Source organism: Psychrobacter proteolyticus (genome assembly GCF_003350005.1).
Taxonomy (GTDB): Bacteria; Pseudomonadota; Gammaproteobacteria; order Pseudomonadales; family Moraxellaceae; genus Psychrobacter; species Psychrobacter proteolyticus.
The window spans coordinates 264695-282497 of the sequence record NZ_QLKS01000003.1; the positions used below are offsets into that span (position 1 = coordinate 264695).

General features: G+C 44.9%; 15 protein-coding genes. 11 read left to right on the plus strand and 4 right to left on the minus strand.

Annotation, left to right across the window (positions count from 1 at the left end; genetic code table 11):
• The first annotated feature begins 273 nt into the window (after window positions 1-273).
• On the plus strand, window positions 274-1143 hold the full coding sequence (locus DXK30_RS08275; protein ID WP_114701299.1) for a nitrilase-related carbon-nitrogen hydrolase: 870 nt from the start codon (window positions 274-276) through the stop codon (window positions 1141-1143).
• Between the two features lie 33 nt (window positions 1144-1176).
• Here the strand turns inward: DXK30_RS08275 and DXK30_RS08280 are convergent, their stop codons facing one another.
• The 4 genes from DXK30_RS08280 to lptM all read right to left on the minus strand — a co-directional run bounded on the left by DXK30_RS08280 (window position 1177) and on the right by lptM (window position 5356).
• Window positions 1177-2199 carry a tyrosine recombinase XerC gene (locus DXK30_RS08280; RefSeq protein ID WP_114701300.1) on the minus strand — a complete coding sequence of 341 codons (1023 nt, stop codon included), beginning with the start codon at window positions 2197-2199 and terminating at the stop codon, window positions 1177-1179.
• A gap of 46 nt (window positions 2200-2245) precedes the next feature.
• A complete protein-coding gene (dapF, locus tag DXK30_RS08285) occupies window positions 2246-3133 on the minus strand; it encodes a diaminopimelate epimerase (protein ID WP_114701301.1) in 888 nt (295 codons plus the stop codon).
• 345 nt (window positions 3134-3478) lie between these two features.
• Window positions 3479-4855, minus strand: coding sequence for a diaminopimelate decarboxylase (gene lysA / locus DXK30_RS08290; protein WP_114701302.1), 1377 nt, complete (start codon window positions 4853-4855; stop codon window positions 3479-3481).
• A gap of 186 nt (window positions 4856-5041) precedes the next feature.
• Window positions 5042-5356, minus strand: a complete 315-nt coding sequence (lptM, locus tag DXK30_RS08295; protein WP_114701303.1) for an LPS translocon maturation chaperone LptM — start codon at window positions 5354-5356, stop codon at window positions 5042-5044.
• Between the two features lie 805 nt (window positions 5357-6161).
• Between lptM and DXK30_RS08300 the strand changes: the two genes are divergently transcribed.
• The 10 genes from DXK30_RS08300 (at window position 6162) to tdh (ending at window position 17786) form a co-directional block, all read left to right on the plus strand.
• Window positions 6162-7394, plus strand: coding sequence for an acetate/propionate family kinase (locus DXK30_RS08300; protein ID WP_114701304.1), 1233 nt, complete (start codon window positions 6162-6164; stop codon window positions 7392-7394).
• A gap of 153 nt (window positions 7395-7547) precedes the next feature.
• On the plus strand, window positions 7548-9695 hold the full coding sequence (gene pta, locus DXK30_RS08305) for a phosphate acetyltransferase (RefSeq protein WP_114701305.1): 2148 nt from the start codon (window positions 7548-7550) through the stop codon (window positions 9693-9695).
• A 220-nt stretch (window positions 9696-9915) separates the two neighbouring features.
• A complete protein-coding gene (locus DXK30_RS08310; RefSeq protein ID WP_114701306.1) occupies window positions 9916-10878 on the plus strand; it encodes a nicotinate-nicotinamide nucleotide adenylyltransferase in 963 nt (320 codons plus the stop codon).
• 131 nt (window positions 10879-11009) lie between these two features.
• Window positions 11010-11423, plus strand: a complete 414-nt coding sequence (rsfS, locus tag DXK30_RS08315; protein ID WP_057758112.1) for a ribosome silencing factor — start codon at window positions 11010-11012, stop codon at window positions 11421-11423.
• 228 nt (window positions 11424-11651) lie between these two features.
• Complete coding sequence (locus DXK30_RS08320) at window positions 11652-12431, plus strand: MOSC domain-containing protein (protein WP_114701307.1); 780 nt, start codon at window positions 11652-11654, stop codon at window positions 12429-12431.
• Between the two features lie 157 nt (window positions 12432-12588).
• Window positions 12589-13941 (plus strand): APC family permease, encoded by a 1353-nt coding sequence (locus DXK30_RS08325; protein WP_114701308.1) that lies wholly within the window; start codon window positions 12589-12591, stop codon window positions 13939-13941.
• Window positions 13942-14034: 93 nt separating this feature from the next.
• Window positions 14035-14916: an N-acetylmuramoyl-L-alanine amidase gene (locus DXK30_RS08330; protein WP_114701309.1), complete on the plus strand. Its 882-nt coding sequence runs from the start codon at window positions 14035-14037 to the stop codon at window positions 14914-14916.
• 29 nt (window positions 14917-14945) lie between these two features.
• Complete coding sequence (locus DXK30_RS08335; RefSeq protein ID WP_114701310.1) at window positions 14946-15143, plus strand: hypothetical protein; 198 nt, start codon at window positions 14946-14948, stop codon at window positions 15141-15143.
• Window positions 15144-15506: 363 nt separating this feature from the next.
• Window positions 15507-16697, plus strand: a complete 1191-nt coding sequence (gene kbl, locus DXK30_RS08340) for a glycine C-acetyltransferase (protein ID WP_114701311.1) — start codon at window positions 15507-15509, stop codon at window positions 16695-16697.
• Between the two features lie 63 nt (window positions 16698-16760).
• Window positions 16761-17786 carry an L-threonine 3-dehydrogenase gene (gene tdh / locus DXK30_RS08345; RefSeq protein ID WP_114701312.1) on the plus strand — a complete coding sequence of 342 codons (1026 nt, stop codon included), beginning with the start codon at window positions 16761-16763 and terminating at the stop codon, window positions 17784-17786.
• Window positions 17787-17803: the final 17 nt, after the last annotated feature.

Sequence of the window (17803 nt, forward strand, 5' to 3'; positions counted from 1 at the left end):
ACTCCGATCTTAGTGATATTGTGTTTATTCTGTCAGTAAAGGTAACGACATAAATCTTATCAGGACATGACGATAGCATTTTTTGCCACAATTTTGCTATGATAATTTATGTTTTGTCCGGATACGTTTGGTTTGCTATCGATAGTAGACTATCGTCTTGGCAAGGATGAGCAATCCATAAATACGAGCAGTCTGTTCATTACCGCGAAAATATTATAATAAATAAATTACGGCAAATGACCAATACAGCTCATACCCAATAGGAATATTGTCATGAATCTAAACAACCATCAACTGAACGTCGCTGCTATTCAAATGAACAGTCAGCAGAATGTTGAGGATAATCTAGCAGATATCAAAGCATCCATCACAGATGCACAAGCTCAAGGTGCTGAGCTCGTTGTATTGCCTGAGAACTGCTGTAGCATGGGGCAGCAATCTGCTACTGCTGAGCGTTTTGATGATTTATCAGCGACGATAGCAGACTACGCCCGCACCGCTGGTATCCATGTACTAGCAGGCTCGTTACCCTGCCATTATCGCCCTAATGGCACTGTCGTTCCTGATGGTAGATTGCGCCAAGTGAGCCAGCTGTTTGCACCAGATGGTACCCGTGTCGCACGTTACGACAAGATTCATCTGTTTACCGCAACTGTAGCCGATAAGCATGGCAGCTATAACGAAGCGGCGACCTTTGAGCCGGGTACCCAGACCATAATTGCGCCACTAGCAGTAGGCAATACAGTCTATCAACTCGGCATGATGGTATGTTTTGATTTGCGTTTTCCGGCATTGGCGCAGCGTCTGCGACAAGCAGGTGCTGAACTGTTGAGTGCACCTTCTGCCTTTACGTACTTGACTGGGCAAGCACACTGGTCGCTGCTGTTACGAGCGCGTGCTCTAGATAGTCAATGTATGGTCATTGGCGCAGCGCAAGGTGGTGATCATCTCTACAAAGATGGTAGTACCCGCCAGACATGGGGACATGCAGCTATTACAGCGTTTGATAGTAGTGTTATCGCAAGCTATGACGATAGCGAGTTGGATAAACAATATGCCATCGTCATGGCGTCATTAGACAAGCAAGCGCAAGAGCAAGGCCGCCAAAAACTACCTATCTTTGATTGCCATCGTTTGGCGTAAATTGTGAAATTCAGTGGATTTCGTGCCTAATTGCTAAGGCAATTCTTCATTTTGAGCATGAGTTGCTCGTGGATGCGCGCGATCATAAACCTGCGTTAATTTTGCAAAATCAACGTGAGTATAAATTTGCGTGGTGCTAATATCACTATGCCCGAGCATCTCTTGTACAGCGCGCAAGTCACCACTGCCTGACAGCATATGTGATGCAAAACAATGACGCAATAAATGGGGATACATGTTTTGGGCGATACCTGCGCGAGTAGCAGCGACTTTTAAACGCTGCTGCACGGCCCGTGTTGATAATCTGGTGCCGAGCTTTTCACTGATGAACAATGCGTTATCCATTTGCTCTACCCATAGGTTACGATGCGGTAAGTAGCGACTAATCGCTTCTGCAGCCTTTATCCCTAATGGCACTAGGCGTGTTTTATTCCCTTTACCCGTAACTCGTACCCGCAAATCAGATAAGTCTACATCTGCCATATCGAGTGCAACCAATTCGCCAACACGCAAGCCACTACTATAGAGCAATTCGAACATAGCCTTGTCACGTAACCATAAGCGTGCTTGCTCTGGTGTATCAGGAATCTCTTGATCGAGTAGCTGAGTCAGTAAATCGACATCAGCGATAGAAGGCAACGGTCTAGGACTGCGCTTCAGCTGATAGCCAGTGGTTGGGTTGATACGTGCCAGCTCTTCTTCAATCATCCAACCATAGAAATGCCGAATCGCAGACAACTCTTGCTGAACACTGGCAAGCGCTAACTTGTCTTCATCAAGACGTTGACTAATATGCTGGGCCAGTTGCCGTTTATCACAGCGTGTCCACGTTAGACGTTTACCACGCAAAAACAACGCCAGTTGATTTAAACCAGCGAAATAAGCGGTCAGAGTATGCGGCGAATGGTTGCGCACAGACAACGTATTGAGCCAACGATGCACAGGTGCGAGTAGCTCTCGTAACGCAGCGTCTGACTCTATAGTGGCGGCTAGCTCAGTAGATAGCCAAGGTGCTGAGCTAGCCGCCTGACTGTCTTTATTAGTAGACATAACCATATTAGAACCATCCTTGGCATTTATACGATTGGCCTAACAACAGTTATCAGCCTTCAGCATTGGGTTTAAGACCTGCTTGTGCCATTAGGCCATCTGGACTAAATACACCTTCGTAGACGAAAGCGGTCGGACCCGTCATCGTAACTGAATAACCTGGCTGCCACTTGATAATCATGCTACCACCGTATAGCTGTGCGCGGACTTCTTCACCTTCGTCAAGCCAGCCTTCACGTATACCAACGGCTACTGCTGCACACGCGCCTGTACCACAAGCTTGCGTTTCACCCACTCCGCGCTCGTACACACGTAGACGAATGTGGCGCTGATTCATCACCTGCATAAAGCCCACATTGACGCGGTCTGGAAATGCAGGATGCGACTCAATTGCCTTGCCTAAAATCTCAACTTCGGCATCGAGTACGTCATCGACTTTTATCACAGCGTGCGGATTGCCCATATTGGCAACGTACAGCTGTACAGGTGTGCCATTTACATCAAGATGATAGGTGTTTTGGATTTTGGTCGTCGCTCTTGGGCTAAATGGAATCTCATCTGGCTCAAATTTAGGCTTGCCCATATCGACATCTACCCAACCGTAACGATCAGTAGTCAGGGAAATAATACCGCTGGCCGTCTCAACGCGTAGACGCTGCTTAAATGACAGTTTACGTGCTTGTACAAAACGTGCGAAACAACGCGCGCCATTGCCGCATTGTTCGACTTCGGTGCCATCAGTATTAAAGATACGATAACTGAAATCGACATCAGGGCGCATCGGTGGCTCGACTACGAGCAGCTGATCAAAACCAATGCCTAGGTGACGATCGCCCAATAACTGCACCAAATCCTTGGTCAAATCTAAGCGCTGGGTCACTAAATCAATGACCATGAAATCATTACCCAACCCATGCATTTTAGTAAACTCTATTAGCATATCTTTGATGTCCTATCCTATTTTTATGTATGCCTTATCTTAGCACGCTGTCAGATACAATCATAATAATACCAATCCCAAAAAATACGATTAGCGGTGTCAAACTTGTTTAGTCTACAGTGAGTAGTACTTGCACTCGTTTTCCTTGCTACTCGAATTTTTGTGAATGGTTTTGCTTTCAACTAAAGGCATGCCTTCAATTAAAAATCAGCTTTAATTAAAAACACTTCCCTCAAAATCCAGTCATAAAAAAACCCATTGTCATTATCACAATGGGTTCTCTTCAACCATCAAATACGGCGATAGTTTTGGCTCGTCTTTAGTTTTGGCTCGTCTTTAATCGCCTTACTGCGCCTGCCACAACGTTTCATCTGCATATAATGCTTCAATCGTTTCGCGCTTGCGGATTAGCTGATGACTGTCGCCTGACACCATCACTTCGCTAGCACGTGGGCGTGAGTTATAGTTACTACTCATGGTAAAACCGTAAGCACCTGCACCTGTGATGACCAGTACATCGCCTGTAGCCAATGACAGTAGACGGTCTTTTGCCAAGAAATCACCCGTCTCACAAATCGCGCCAACGATATCCCACGGCTGCGTACCATCCGTATCAATACCAGCACTAGGTAACACACTTGGAATCACCGCCATTTCAGCTTGATATAAAGCAGGACGAATCAAGTCATTCATCGCGGCATCAACGATCGCAAAGTTTTTATGCTCAGTCGGCTTGAGTACGTCAACTTGAGTCAATAGCACTCCTGCATTAGCAACGATACTACGTCCTGGCTCAAAGAACACAGTCAAGCCAAGCTCGCTAAGTTTTGGCAATAAAGCTTGGGCAAACTCATCGATAGACACAGGTGCCTCATCAATATAGCGCACACCTAAACCACCGCCCAAATCAATATGCTGCAACTCAATACCAGTGTCACGTAAGCTATGTATCAGCTCAATAATTTTATCTAACGCTGCAACAAATGGCTCTACCTCAGTCAACTGCGAGCCAATATGACAGTCAATACCAACGATGTCGATATGTGATAAATCGGCTGCTTGCTGATAGACCGCTAATGCGTCTTCGTGAGTGATACCGAATTTATTGTCTTTAAGACCTGTTGAGATATATGGATGGGTTTTGGCATCGACGTTAGGGTTGACGCGTAACGAGATTGGCGCAGGCTTATCAAGTGACTTTGCTACTTCATTGACTAGGGTTAGCTCGCTGATAGATTCAACATTAAAACAGCCAATACCTTGAGTCAGCGCGTATTCGATATCACTATACGTTTTGCCCACACCTGAAAACACCACGCGTGATGCTGCGCCACCTGCCGCTAACACACGCATAAGCTCACCGCGAGAGACAATATCAAACCCAGCGCCCGCCTGTGCCAAGACACCAAGCACGGCAAGGTTAGAGTTTGCTTTTACGGCATAGCACACTTGATGATTCAGACTGGCAAAGCTATCAGTATAAGCTTGATAAACGTCCAATATTGCCTGCTTTGAATACACGTAGCAAGGTGTACCATATTGTTTTTCCAACTCATCGATACTGACCTGCTCCATATACAATGCATCGTCGCGATAACTTAGCGCTGGCAAGTGAGCACTCAACGCTTTCGGGTCAACATATAGCCCTTGCTCAGTTTGGATAGTAACGGATTCGCCAGTAGTAGAATCGGTCAAGTCAGCAGGTAGTTCAGAATGACTCATATAAACATCTCTAATATAATCAGATTATCAAGGGTGAAAATTAAATTTAGGTAGCAAAGCTATTTAGCCATAACAGAATCGATGGTTAGTTAAGCAGTCAATTGAACTGTTAATTAAAAAGCACCTAACCGCTATCCATTGGCTCAGCTTAGCGATTATTAGCCTAGTAATTTTTAGCTTAAGCAATCAATAGTCGTTGGGATCGGTACTAGGCTCAGGCAGTACCATTTGCTCTTCTAGGTAGCGGTTTTTTTGATAGTTATCATCGTCGATACCCGCAAAGGCTGCATCTTGTGGATGGCTAGTACTATCCAGTACAGACGCACTGCCCTCTATCGTTTGACTACTAGAGTCTGCCAAATATAGATCGCCTTTTTGCCCGCAGCCTGACAATCCTACCATAACCACACTGCCAATGAATAAAGTGGCAACAACCTGACGGCTGGTATGAGCGAACGAGCTAGCATGCTTGGCTGCTGAGGGGCTGTGTATAGTAGACATATAATAGATAACCTGTGAGCTTACGACGGCATAATGGCGATAGTAAATCGTGATAAATAAAAAATAAATGGACAGCCAAACCAGCAGTTAAAGCACTGTCGCTATGACCATTTTAATCATAGCATTATTACATAAAGCTGTACGGATACTGAATATGATTGGTGAATAAATTTGCGTGATGTTGGATATTTTCTAAAACATTAGTCGAATTTTTATAGTAATATCGTTTGCGAGCTTAGATATGAATGTATGACATATGGGTGTCTCGACAATATTTCTTACAATTTCGTGAGCAATAGCCCTGTTATGCCACCCATACAAGTTATCCATTTATAGTTCTATAACTCACTGAATATAATTGATTTATTTTCTATTTAGCCATTTATTAATCACACACTTTAAACCTTGCCCCTGTCGTGGTGTAGAAACAAAAATGTGTTACATTATATTCCCAGTTTGCGGCGGCAATAGGATGCTAGCCTGAGATGCATACGCATTACCTCATGAGCATGGATGCATAGCACTGTCAGAAATAGTAGCCCAAGTATAAACAAAATCGCCAATATACTTGCTTGATATGATCAGCATGGATATGGCTGATGTTTATTTACTCGACGGTTATCAACTTCATCAATTCCATATAATAATGACATCATGTCTCAGTGACCCTCACTACAGCAGTTGAGATATCAGCGATGTAGCATTTGATGATAATAAAACAGGACGTGGCAATAGACGTCTTTTTTGTATCGAACGAACGATATAATTGATTTGCCCTTTATAAAAACCAATCTAAGGATAGAGTATGAGCGCCAACCTAAGCACCACTTTTGATGATAAGAACAGTGAAACATCAACCCTAACTAGCCCCACTTTAGTCCTCAACTGCGGTTCGTCTTCTATCAAATACGCGTTGATCAGCGATGACAACTCTACCCGTATCACCGGTCTTGCCGAAAACTTAGGTCTCGATACAGCCCGTATCAAACATACCACGCTAAATGGCGATAAGTTAGAGATTTCTATCCCTGGTGGTAGTCACAAACTTGCACTGCAAAAAATTCTAGAGCTACTAGAGCAATATCACTTTATCGCAGTCGGGCACCGCGTGGTGCATGGCGGCCGTGAGTACTCTGAAGCGGTTCGTGTTGATCAGCATGCGTTAGAGGAAGTGAAACGCCTAAAGATATTGGCTCCACTACATAATCCTGCAAATGCTTTGGGTATTGAAGCGGTTCAAGCTATTTACCCTGACATTCCACAAGTTGTGGTATTTGATACCGCCTTTCACCAAACCATGCCGCCTGTCGCCTTCCGCTATGCGTTGCCAAAATATCTATACGAAGAGCACAAAATCCGTCGTTACGGCTTCCATGGTACGTCTCATGCTTATGTCTCAGAACGTGCTAGCCAAATCACCGAAGCAAAAGGTCCTCATGGCTGGATAACCGCGCATCTAGGCAATGGTTGCTCAGCAACCGCCGTATACGATGGCAAGAGTCTCGATACCAGCATGGGTCTGACCCCGCTTGAGGGACTGATGATGGGCACACGTAGCGGCGATGTCGACCCAAGCTTACATATGCATCTAAAGCGTCAGCTCGGTATTAGTCTAGAAGAAACGGACAAGATGCTAAATAGTGAAAGCGGTCTGCTTGGTATCTCTGGTCTATCAAATGATTTGCGTACTATTGAGCAAGCCGCGAGCGAAGGCCATAAAGATGCGCAGCTCGCCATCGAGATGTTCTGTTACCGCGCTGGTAAATACCTTGCCAGCTTAAGCTGTGCACTGCCTGAATTTACCGGTATTGTTTTCACTGGTGGTATTGGCGAAAACTCTGTCACCACGCGCGCAAGTATTTTAGCCGTCATGCGTCATTTCGGTATCAAGATGGACGCTGAAAAGAACGCTGGATTGTACGGTGGCCAAGAAGGCAGCTTTCAAGCAGAAGATAGCAGTGTCGAGCTGTGGGTAATACCTACAGATGAAGAATACCGCATCGCTCAAGAGACTCGTCAAGCATTGAACTTAGTATAAGACGATTGATTATAATGCCTAGCGCTTATCGTTCTAGACGCTTATAAAAAGCTGAAAACAAATAAGATAAAGTGCTTGGCGTTTTTATACTGCATTTTTCATGCTGCTCAAAATGACTCGACGTCTAAAATAAAATAAATTGTAGGACATATTATGCAAACCATTTTACTTGTTCCCATTAGTCGCGGTATCGGTGTGACATCAGCCGCACTAGGGCTAATCCGTGCCTTTGATTATAACGGTATCAAAGCGGGCTTTATGAAGCCGTTTTTGCAAGATGATACGCTAGACAAACAGCACAGCTTAGACAGCTCAAGCGCATTGACCATGCACGCATTTGGCCTAAATCCGCCTGACTCTATCAGCCGTCAACACGTCGAGCGTATGCTAGGCGATGACAATCTTGATGACTTGATGGAAGAAGTGATTGCCAATTTTCATACGATCGATGATGGTCATGACGTGATTATCTGTGAAGGTCTGGTGCCAACCACTGAGACCTCTTATGCTTCACAAATCAACCGTGCACTTGCCCACGCGCTCGATGCCAAGATTATATTTGTCAGTACCGCTGATATCAGTAAACCTGCCTATTTAGCAGACAAACTGGATGTCCATGCTCGTGAGTTTGGCGGTGTCATCGATTCACGGACACTCGGTGTGATATTGATGCGGGTACAAGACGTGCCGAACACCTTTGATAATCAACCTGTCGCGCCTGGTGAGGCCATTGTTAGCTTAGATCCGAACTTCCTGCAAGAGGTTCAACGCTTATCGCCTTCGTTTAATACCGAAGTGTTCCGCCTTATCGGGGTGGTGCCTTTTAGTGACTCCCTATCTGTGCCCCGCACGTGGGATATCGCGACTGAGCTTGATGCGACTTGGTTAAATGTCGGCGAAGCAAAGACACGTCGTATCAATCGTATCAGCTTAACCGCTCGTTCAGTGGCGCGCGTCAACGAAGTCTTTAAGCGTGGTACGTTAATGGTGGTGCCTGGCGATCGTGATGACTTACTGTTGGCTGCTGGATTGGCCTGTATCAATGGAATTCCATTGGCAGGTCTGGTGTTGACAGGTGGTATCACTCCAAGCGATACAGTTGCTGAGCTTTGGCAATCAGCGCTCAAAACTGGCATACCTGTCATGAGTGTCGAAAGCGACAGCTACGAGACGGTACAGAGCCTGATGCATATGAGTTCTGAGATTCCAAGTGATGATACAGAACGTGCTGATGAAGTGGCTCGTTATGTGGCTGCGCATTTGGATCTAAGTTGGATTAAAGAATACTTCAGCCGCAATCATGAACCGCGTCTGTCACCATCAGCATTTCGCCATCAATTGGTCAAAAAATCACAACACGCTAAGAAACGTATTGTGCTGCCAGAAGGCGCGGAACCACGTACGGTCGAAGCGGCCTGTATCTGTCAAAGTCGTGGTATCGCCAACTGCGTATTACTTGCTAAACGCAGTGAAGTTGAGCAAGTAGCCAAAAACCGTGATCTAACGCTACCTGAAGGGTTAGAGATCATCGATCCTGATAACCTCGATATGAGCAAATATATCGCTGCTGTCGTAGAGCGCCGTAAAGGCAAAACCACTGCGGAAGTCGCTGCTGAGTACCTAAAAGACACGGTCTATCTAGGTACTATCATGCTCCAACTAGACGAAGTCGACGGTCTGGTCTCAGGTGCGATCCATACCACTGCCAACACAGTACGTCCAGCATTCCAGTTGATTAAGACCGCACCGCAATACTCACTCGTGTCATCAGTGTTCTTTATGCTGCTACCTGAGCAAGTGGTCGTCTATGGTGACTGTGCGATCAACCCTGATCCTAACGCTGAAGAGCTGGCAGAGATTGCTATTCAATCAGCACAGTCTGCTGCTGCCTTTGGTATCGATCCAAAAGTTGCGATGATCAGCTACTCTACTGGCTCATCAGGCGCAGGCGCGGATGTCGAAAAAGTTGCCCGTGCGACCCAAATCGTTCGTGAGCGTGCACCAGACCTCAAGGTCGACGGCCCACTACAGTATGATGCGGCGTCTGTCATGAGCGTCGGTAAGCAAAAAGCACCTGACTCACCTGTCGCTGGACAAGCCAACGTCTTTATCTTCCCTGACCTCAATACTGGTAACACGACGTATAAAGCGGTACAGCGTAGTGCCAACGTCGTCAGTGTCGGCCCTATGCTACAGGGCTTGAATAAACCCGTGAATGATTTATCACGCGGTGCCTTGGTCGACGATATCGTCTATACCATCGCGTTAACTGCTATCCAAGCGTATAGCGATTTGATTTAATCGTTGTAAGACTTACCCGTTAAATTCCTATATAACGCCGACTATCATTATGATGGTCGGTTTTTTATTGGTACTGTGGGGTCAGACAATGGTGACAGATGCTCGTCTGCCCTCTACAATAGCGCTATCATCAAATTATTTACCCTAAAAAGGTCAGCTGGTAAAAGAGCAAGGTACATCAACGACTACTTGCGTCGTACCTACTTTTATACATTTATTTATGCCAAATACGAGCAACAGCCCTCAAGAGAAAACACCTGCACCTGCCATTCGTGCCTACCTTGGCGGCTCGTTCGATCCCGTACATAATGGTCATTTAGAAGTCGCGATGTCTGTCTATCAGCACCTACTACCAATCGCCGAGCAGAAACAGCGTCCCCTGCATGTGTCTTTATTACCCAATGCACGTTCGCCATTTAAGACGCAAAGTACAGATGCTAATCATCGCTTAACTATGCTAAAACTAGCGACGGAGAATACGCCGATACATATCAATGAGCTGGAGCTATGGCAAGCGCCGCCTGTCTATACGATCGACAGCGTACGCACATTAAGACAGCAGTATCCTAATGACAGTTTGATATTTATCATGGGTATGGATGGCGCGCACAGTTTGGACAAATGGAAAGATGGATTACGGCTCACTGACTATGTCAATCTATGGGTGTTTAATCGTCAGAGCGGTCCTAATATGAGTGATGGCATCAGCGAAAAATTTACTGACAGTATTATATCTTCTGAAAATAATACAGCGACCACGCAAGATATTGCTACTCTACAATCGCAATTGCCGTTGTCATTGCAGCCCCATATAATAGACTCACCTATCGAGCTGTTAACTCCAACCATTCAGCGCTCGACAAATAGCTTAAACTCAAATAACACTGATCCGACTAGCCCTGACCCCAATAACACTGACTTGAAAAACGCCAATCAAGGACGCATTTATATAGATCCGCGACCCATTACTGCGGTATCAAGCACACAAATACGTGAACAACTACAGAAACTAGACGATCAAACAAATAAAATGCCAGTCGCTCAACGGCAAATCGCATCTATAGCATCAATAAATGATATCATTAGCAATACTGAATCTAATCCATTAGCTAAATGGCTAAATCCTGCTGTTTATCAATATATTATCGCCCATCAGCTATATTCTGCTGCTCAATTCCGTTAAAATCGCCTTATCTATGTCATTTTGCCTATCCTGTCTCTATGCGTGACTGACAACATATGATCAGTCGGATAAGACAAATTGACGTTTTACCCCTTTATTTTACATATTTACGATTCAAGAGATTAAAATTTATGACCAACACCATGACTGCAGAACGCCTAACAGAATGCTTGACCCTAGTACAAAGCGCTCTAGATGATATGAAAGCAAAGAACATCACTGTAATGAATGTAGAAGAGTTGACTGACGTAACAGAGCGCATCATCATTGCTGATGGTACCTCAAAGCGTCATGTACGTGCGATGGCTGATAGCGTCGGCGCTGAAGCTAAGCAAGCTGGTTTTATGCCACTTGGCCGTGAAGGCGGCATCGACTCTGATTGGACGTTGATCGATTTGGGCGCGGTTGTCGTCCACATGATGACGCCACAAGCACGTGAGTTTTATGACCTAGAAGGCCTATGGTCATCACCTGAGCAGTTGGCTGAGCTGGTTGCTACGCCGCGCGAAAAGAAAACTGCGGGTCGTCGTAACAAAAACAAATAAGATTGTCAGTAACGATATTCGTTCAAAATTAAGAAACGCTCCACCAAAAAGGCCAGAATACTTATTCTGGTCTTTTTTTATGTAAATTTTATGATGATGAACCAGTATAATCAGATACATCACTGAGTACAGATAAGCTCATTTCATATTAATATTTATTAGCCGCTAACATTAAACCGCCAAAATTAAGCCGCCTTAGCCTATTCATTCTACCTATTAGGAAACCTTATGAGCGCAGAATCGAACACGTCATCACCTGAGCAAACCTTAACAGATTTTAACCAAGACTTGCCCCTACATATCGCTACCCTCACTTGTGTCCGCGCTGGCAAGTCTATGCCATTTGCCCGTGAAGAAATGAGCGCCATTGATAAAGCACCTATCAAATCTCCTGTCACCGTCAACTTTATGGGCTTAACCACTGATGAGCAAGCCGACCGTAAGCATCATGGCGGCCTACTCAAAGCCGTGCATCAGCTAGCGCCTGCAACATATGAAAAAATCAATGCAGAATTCAGTTTAAAGGTTCGTGTCGGTACGCTAGGAGAAAACCTTACGACTGAAGCCGTCGATGGTTTGCCTGAAATGACCGAATCTACGGTTTGTATTGGTGATGTTTTTCAATATGGTGGGCATTTTGACAACGGTCAAGACACTAGTAATGATGATACTAGCGTTCAGCTACGTATCGTCCAACCGCGCCGTCCCTGCTACAAAATCAACGACCAAATCGGTCAATTTACCAAAGTACCAAATATCGCGGCATGGGTCAGCAAGCAAGGTATCTCTGGTTGGTATTTCCAAGTTGTACGCGCTGGCGTTATAGACGCTGATTTACCCGTATATTTAGTTGAGCGCCCTTATCCGTTTGCGACATTAGAGACGCTATGGCAACTGGCAAACTCAAAAGAAAAGTTTGATGCTAATGTGATTGAACCTTGGCTCGCGATTGACTGTTTAGAGGACAGTTGGAAAAAGGTTCTGGCTAAAAAAATCCAACAGGATTGAAAAGGTAACACTCAACAAAAACCTTTAATATGAATTTTCTATTTATAAAAGATAGCCAGTACCCTGCGTAACGGCGTCACAAGGTTTTTCATGTTCTATGTCAGCTCCATAATAAACACTCTCTCCTTCTCTATGTTTAATCGTGAAGGAGCACTCCATGAGTGAAAAGACAGAAAGTATCAGCTACCTACAAGCGATAGCGATTAGCGTCGGTGCGATTATCGGCTGGGGTGCGTATGTCATGCCAGGCGATTTGTTTTTACCGCAGTCACAGCTATTAGGCTCTTCTGTCGCTATTATTATCGGTACTTTAGCCATCTATATGGTTGCACGTGCCTATATTAATTTGCTGACCCAAACGCCAGAAAACGAGTCAGGCGGCATCTATTGGATTGAAAAATACATCAATCGCAAGCATGCCTATATTTATGGTTGGGGCGTTACGATAGGCTATATTTCTATTATCGCGCTCAATATATCAGCCGTCGCTTTGCTACTGCGCTATCTGTTACCTAGCGGCTTACAATTAGGCTATCTGTATACGATTGCTGGTTGGGAAGTCTACGCCAGTGAAGTGTTCTTGTGCAGCGCGGCTATTATTTTGTTCAGTTATATCAATCTAAAAGGTGTACGAGTCGGCGCAAAAATCCAACTCTATATTGCCCTCTTTATGATTCTATCAGTCACCGCGCTGTTTTTTGCCTCGCTTTGGATGACACCAACGAGCCAAACATTTGTGCCAACTGATATGTCTAGCAGCTCTATCACCAGTCTGGCATGGTTACCTATCTTGGCCGTTATGCCATGGGCGTATGTTGGTTTTGAGACCACACCGCAGATTTCAAAAGCCATTAGCGATTCAAAAACCAAGACCAAAAGCATTATCCTAATTTCACTTATCGCCGGTGTGTTGTTTTACTTTTTAATCAACTACTTTACCGCGCTGAATATGAGCTTTGACTATCAAGCAATTAAAGACAGCCATTGGGCGACAGGTGAAGGCATAGACAATCGGATTGGTAGCATCGGCATTTGGCTGCTATCGATCGCTATGATTGGCTCGATAATGAGTGGCATCAACGGCTTTATATTGTCATCGGTTAAGCTCTTAGAATCTATGGGCGATACGTCATTATTGCCCAGTGTATTTACGGATAAACACAACCAATTCAGTAAGCAAAAGACCGTTATATTGATATGTTTGGTGTGCCTACTCTCTCCTTGGCTAGGTAGAAATTATCTACTCGATATCGTGACAATGGCGTCCTTGGGCATCACCGTTGGCTTTGCTTATGTCACGACCGCCGACCTCATCAATGAGCGAAAAAAGAAACAAGCGGGTCTGCTAAATTATCTCTCTGTATTAATCAGTGTGGTCTTTATATCGCTATTGCTACTACCATTTTCACCAGCGGCGCTGTCATTCAATGCTTATGTTTTGCTAGGATTCTTTATTCTGCTCGGGGCGATTGGTTATAAAAAGATCGCAGTTCATTCTAATGTTAATTAAACATAAATAGCATTTGCTAGTTGGGCACAATAAACATCAAACGCAAACGATGCTATATGCTATCACCGCAACTATTCCCACACAGAGCATTTCATGGCAAAAAACATTTTCTCGATGGCATTGGCATCAGTATTAATATCATCTTCTATGCTATCGCTCGTGGGCTGCGTAACAACGTCAGCGCCGCGTTATGTCATCGACAGCGATAGCTACCAAGCGACTGGCAAAAGCGAGCGCATCAAAACCATCGTCCTGCACTATACGGTCTCTGATAATGAGCGCTCGATAAAGACATTGACCACGGGCAATGTGAGCGCGCACTATCTAGTATTAGACAACGACGACAATAAAATCTATAACTTAGTGCCAGAGAGCGAGCGCGCATGGCATGCAGGTGATGGCGGCTTTGCAGGACGGACGATATTAAACGATACCTCTATCGGTATCGAGATCGTCAATAGCGGCGTCAAGCCTGAATATCGAGACGCGCTAAAAAATGACATGCTCGACTATCATCTTTATGAGCATTATGTGGCATTTGATGAATTGCAGATTAAGAAAGTCGCACAACTGGTGCAAGATATCGCCACGCGCTATGACATCTCACCGAAGAATATCATTGGTCACTCCGATATGGCACCCTCGCGCAAGATAGACCCCGGTGCGAAGTTCCCGTGGGAGCGACTGTATTTCGATTACGGTATTGGCGCTTGGTATGATGAATTTGATAAGCAATTCTTTATGAATCAAGATGGATTTGCGTCGGCCACGATACCTGAGATCAAGCAAGCGTTTCGCAAATATGGCTATCAAATCAACGATACCGATACGTGGGACAAAGCCAGTCGCGATGTCGTCTATGCGTTTCAGCTGCACTTTAGAGCGCAGCAGCCAACGGGTAATATGGATAGCGAGACCTATGCGATATTGCAGGCACTAAATAAGAAATATGCTGGTCGGGATGATTTTTATTAAAGAATACAGACTATCAGGAGACATAAGTCATGAATAACTCTCAAAAAGATGAGCAAGATGATCTGCAAAAATATCTAGAAGAAAAAGCCAAGCAAGAGCAGGAGCAGAAAAAGAAAGAGAAACAAGAACCTGAACCACTCTCTGCCTATGATGCTTGTGTACTAAAGGAAAGCGCCAAGATTAATGAGTTGATCGCTGAGGCTCAGAAGCGCCCCAAAGATGACTAACTGGATAGACGGTAGTTAACGATCAAGACTATAAAAATGCGCAAGTTGCTGTCTTATGTTTTAAGACATAGCTAAGCCGCTATGAAACCAATACTATAACCAAACAACGCTATATCACTTTATAAAAGAAGGCCTATCTACCAACTATTTATGCTATTTATTGCGATAGGCAAATGATAAAATCACCGCTCACAGGGTTATAGATAGTATCACTGCTCGCACCATCTCATTGGCTTCCCGCATTGTTGGTTTTATCATTGGTTTTAATGATGGCTAAGATGCTGCGCAGATTCGATAGCCTAGCTCTATTACCAATATCTTTATTATCAAACGAACACCAATAATACTAAAAAAGGAATATTTATGTATCAAGCCTTTCAAAAACACCTACAACAAGAAATCAGCGATATACGCGAGGCAGGACTCTATAAAACCGAGCGCGTTATCACTTCTCCGCAAGATGCACTCATCAAGATCGCCGATGGCCGTGAGATGCTTAACTTCTGTGCCAATAACTACCTTGGACTGTCTGACCATCCTGAGATTAAAAAGGCGGCGATCAAAGCCATTGAAGACTCAGGTTACGGCATGTCATCGGTGCGTTTTATTTGTGGTACGCAAGATTTGCATAAGCAATTAGAAGCGGCGATTTCTAAGTTTTTTAATACCGAAGATACGATTCTTTATGCCGCCTGTTTCGATGCCAATGGCGGTGCCTTTGAGCCACTATTGACCAGCGAAGATGCGATTATTTCTGATTCGTTAAATCATGCCTCAATCATTGATGGTGTGCGCCTGTGTAAAGCTGCGCGTTATCGCTACGCCAATGCGGATATGCAAGATTTAGAAACGCAATTGCAAGCAGCACAGGCACAGCGTTTTCGTTTGATTGTCACCGACGGTGTGTTTTCAATGGATGGTAATGTCGCGCCAATGGATGAGATTTATGCGTTGGCACAAAAATATGATGCCATGGTGATGATTGACGAGTCGCATTCAGCAGGTGTGGTCGGTCGCACTGGTGGCGGCGTGACTGAATTGTTTGATCTACGTGGCGATATTGAGCTGATCACTGGTACGTTAGGCAAGGCATTTGGCGGTGCTATTGGCGGCTTTACCACGGGTAAAAAAGAAATGATTGAGATGCTGCGTCAACGCTCACGCCCGTATCTATTTTCAAACTCTATTCCTCCTATGGTGGCTGCCGCTGGGGTAAAAGCGTTTGAAATGCTATCGCAAGACAATACCCTACAAGACCAATTGCATGAAAATACCGCCTATTTTGTGAAGCAAATGCAAGATGCAGGCTTCGATATCAAGCCTACCGAATCGGCCATTTGTGCAGTGATGCTCTATGACGCCAATGTCTCACAGCAAATGGCAGACGCACTGCTTGAAGAAGGCATTTATGTGATTGGCTTCTTCTATCCTGTCGTGCCCAAAAATGAGGCTCGCATTCGTGTGCAGCTCTCTGCTGCTCATACTCGCGAGCAGCTCGACCAGTGTATCGCCGCCTTTATCAAAGTCGCCAAGCAAATGAAGGTGATTGATTAAGCGTCATTCAAAACTTATCTAAATTCAATAATTAAGTACAACACAGCTAAATAAGAGAAAAGTATGAAAGCACTGGTTAAAGCTCATGCCAAAAAAGGCATCTGGATGCAAGACATGCCAGAACCAACGGTCGGCATCAATGACGTTAAAATTAAAATTAAAAAAACCGCTATTTGTGGCACAGATTTGCACATTTATAAGTGGGATGAGTGGTCACAAAAGACCATAAATACGCCGATGATTATCGGACACGAATACGTCGGTGTCATTAGTGAAATGGGCGATGGCGTCAAGCATCTTGAAGTAGGTGACCGAGTCACAGGCGAAGGCCATATCGCTTGCGGGCATTGCCGCAACTGCCGCCGCGGTAAGCTACATGTATGTGAAAACACCATAGGCGTAGGCGTCGACCGTGATGGCGCATTTGCCGAATATTTGGTGATACCTGCCGATAATGTCATCAGACTCGATGAGCGTATCAGCGATGAGATGGCCGCCATTATGGACCCTTTTGGCAACGCGACGCATACCGCTTTATCTTTTCCTGTACTGGGTGAAGATGTGCTGATTACGGGTGCGGGTCTGATCGGGTCAATGGCAACAGCGATTTGCCGCTTTGCTGGGGCACGTAATATCGTGGTCAGTGATATCAGCGATTATCGCTTAGAGCTTGCCAAAAAAATGGGCGCGACGATGACCATCAACCCAGCCAAAGGTGAAACCATCGAAGGCGCTATTGATACCTTGAAAATGCACGGCTTTGATATTGGGCTTGAGATGTCAGGCTCGCCTCAGGCCTTTGATTCGATGATTAGCAATATGTATAACGGCTCTAAAATCGCGCTCTTGGGTATTTTGCCTAACACTACCACGGTGGATTGGAGCAAGATTATTTTTAAGGCGTTAACCTTAAAGGGTATCTATGGCCGTGAGATGTGGGAGACGTGGTATCAGATGGAGCAAATGCTGATTAGCGGTATTGATTTGACGCCAATCATCACCCATCGCATGCACATCGATGACTTCCAAGAAGGCTTTGATATTATGGAAAGTGGACAATGCGGTAAGGTGATTTTAAGCTGGGATTGATTTTGGCGATTCAGCAC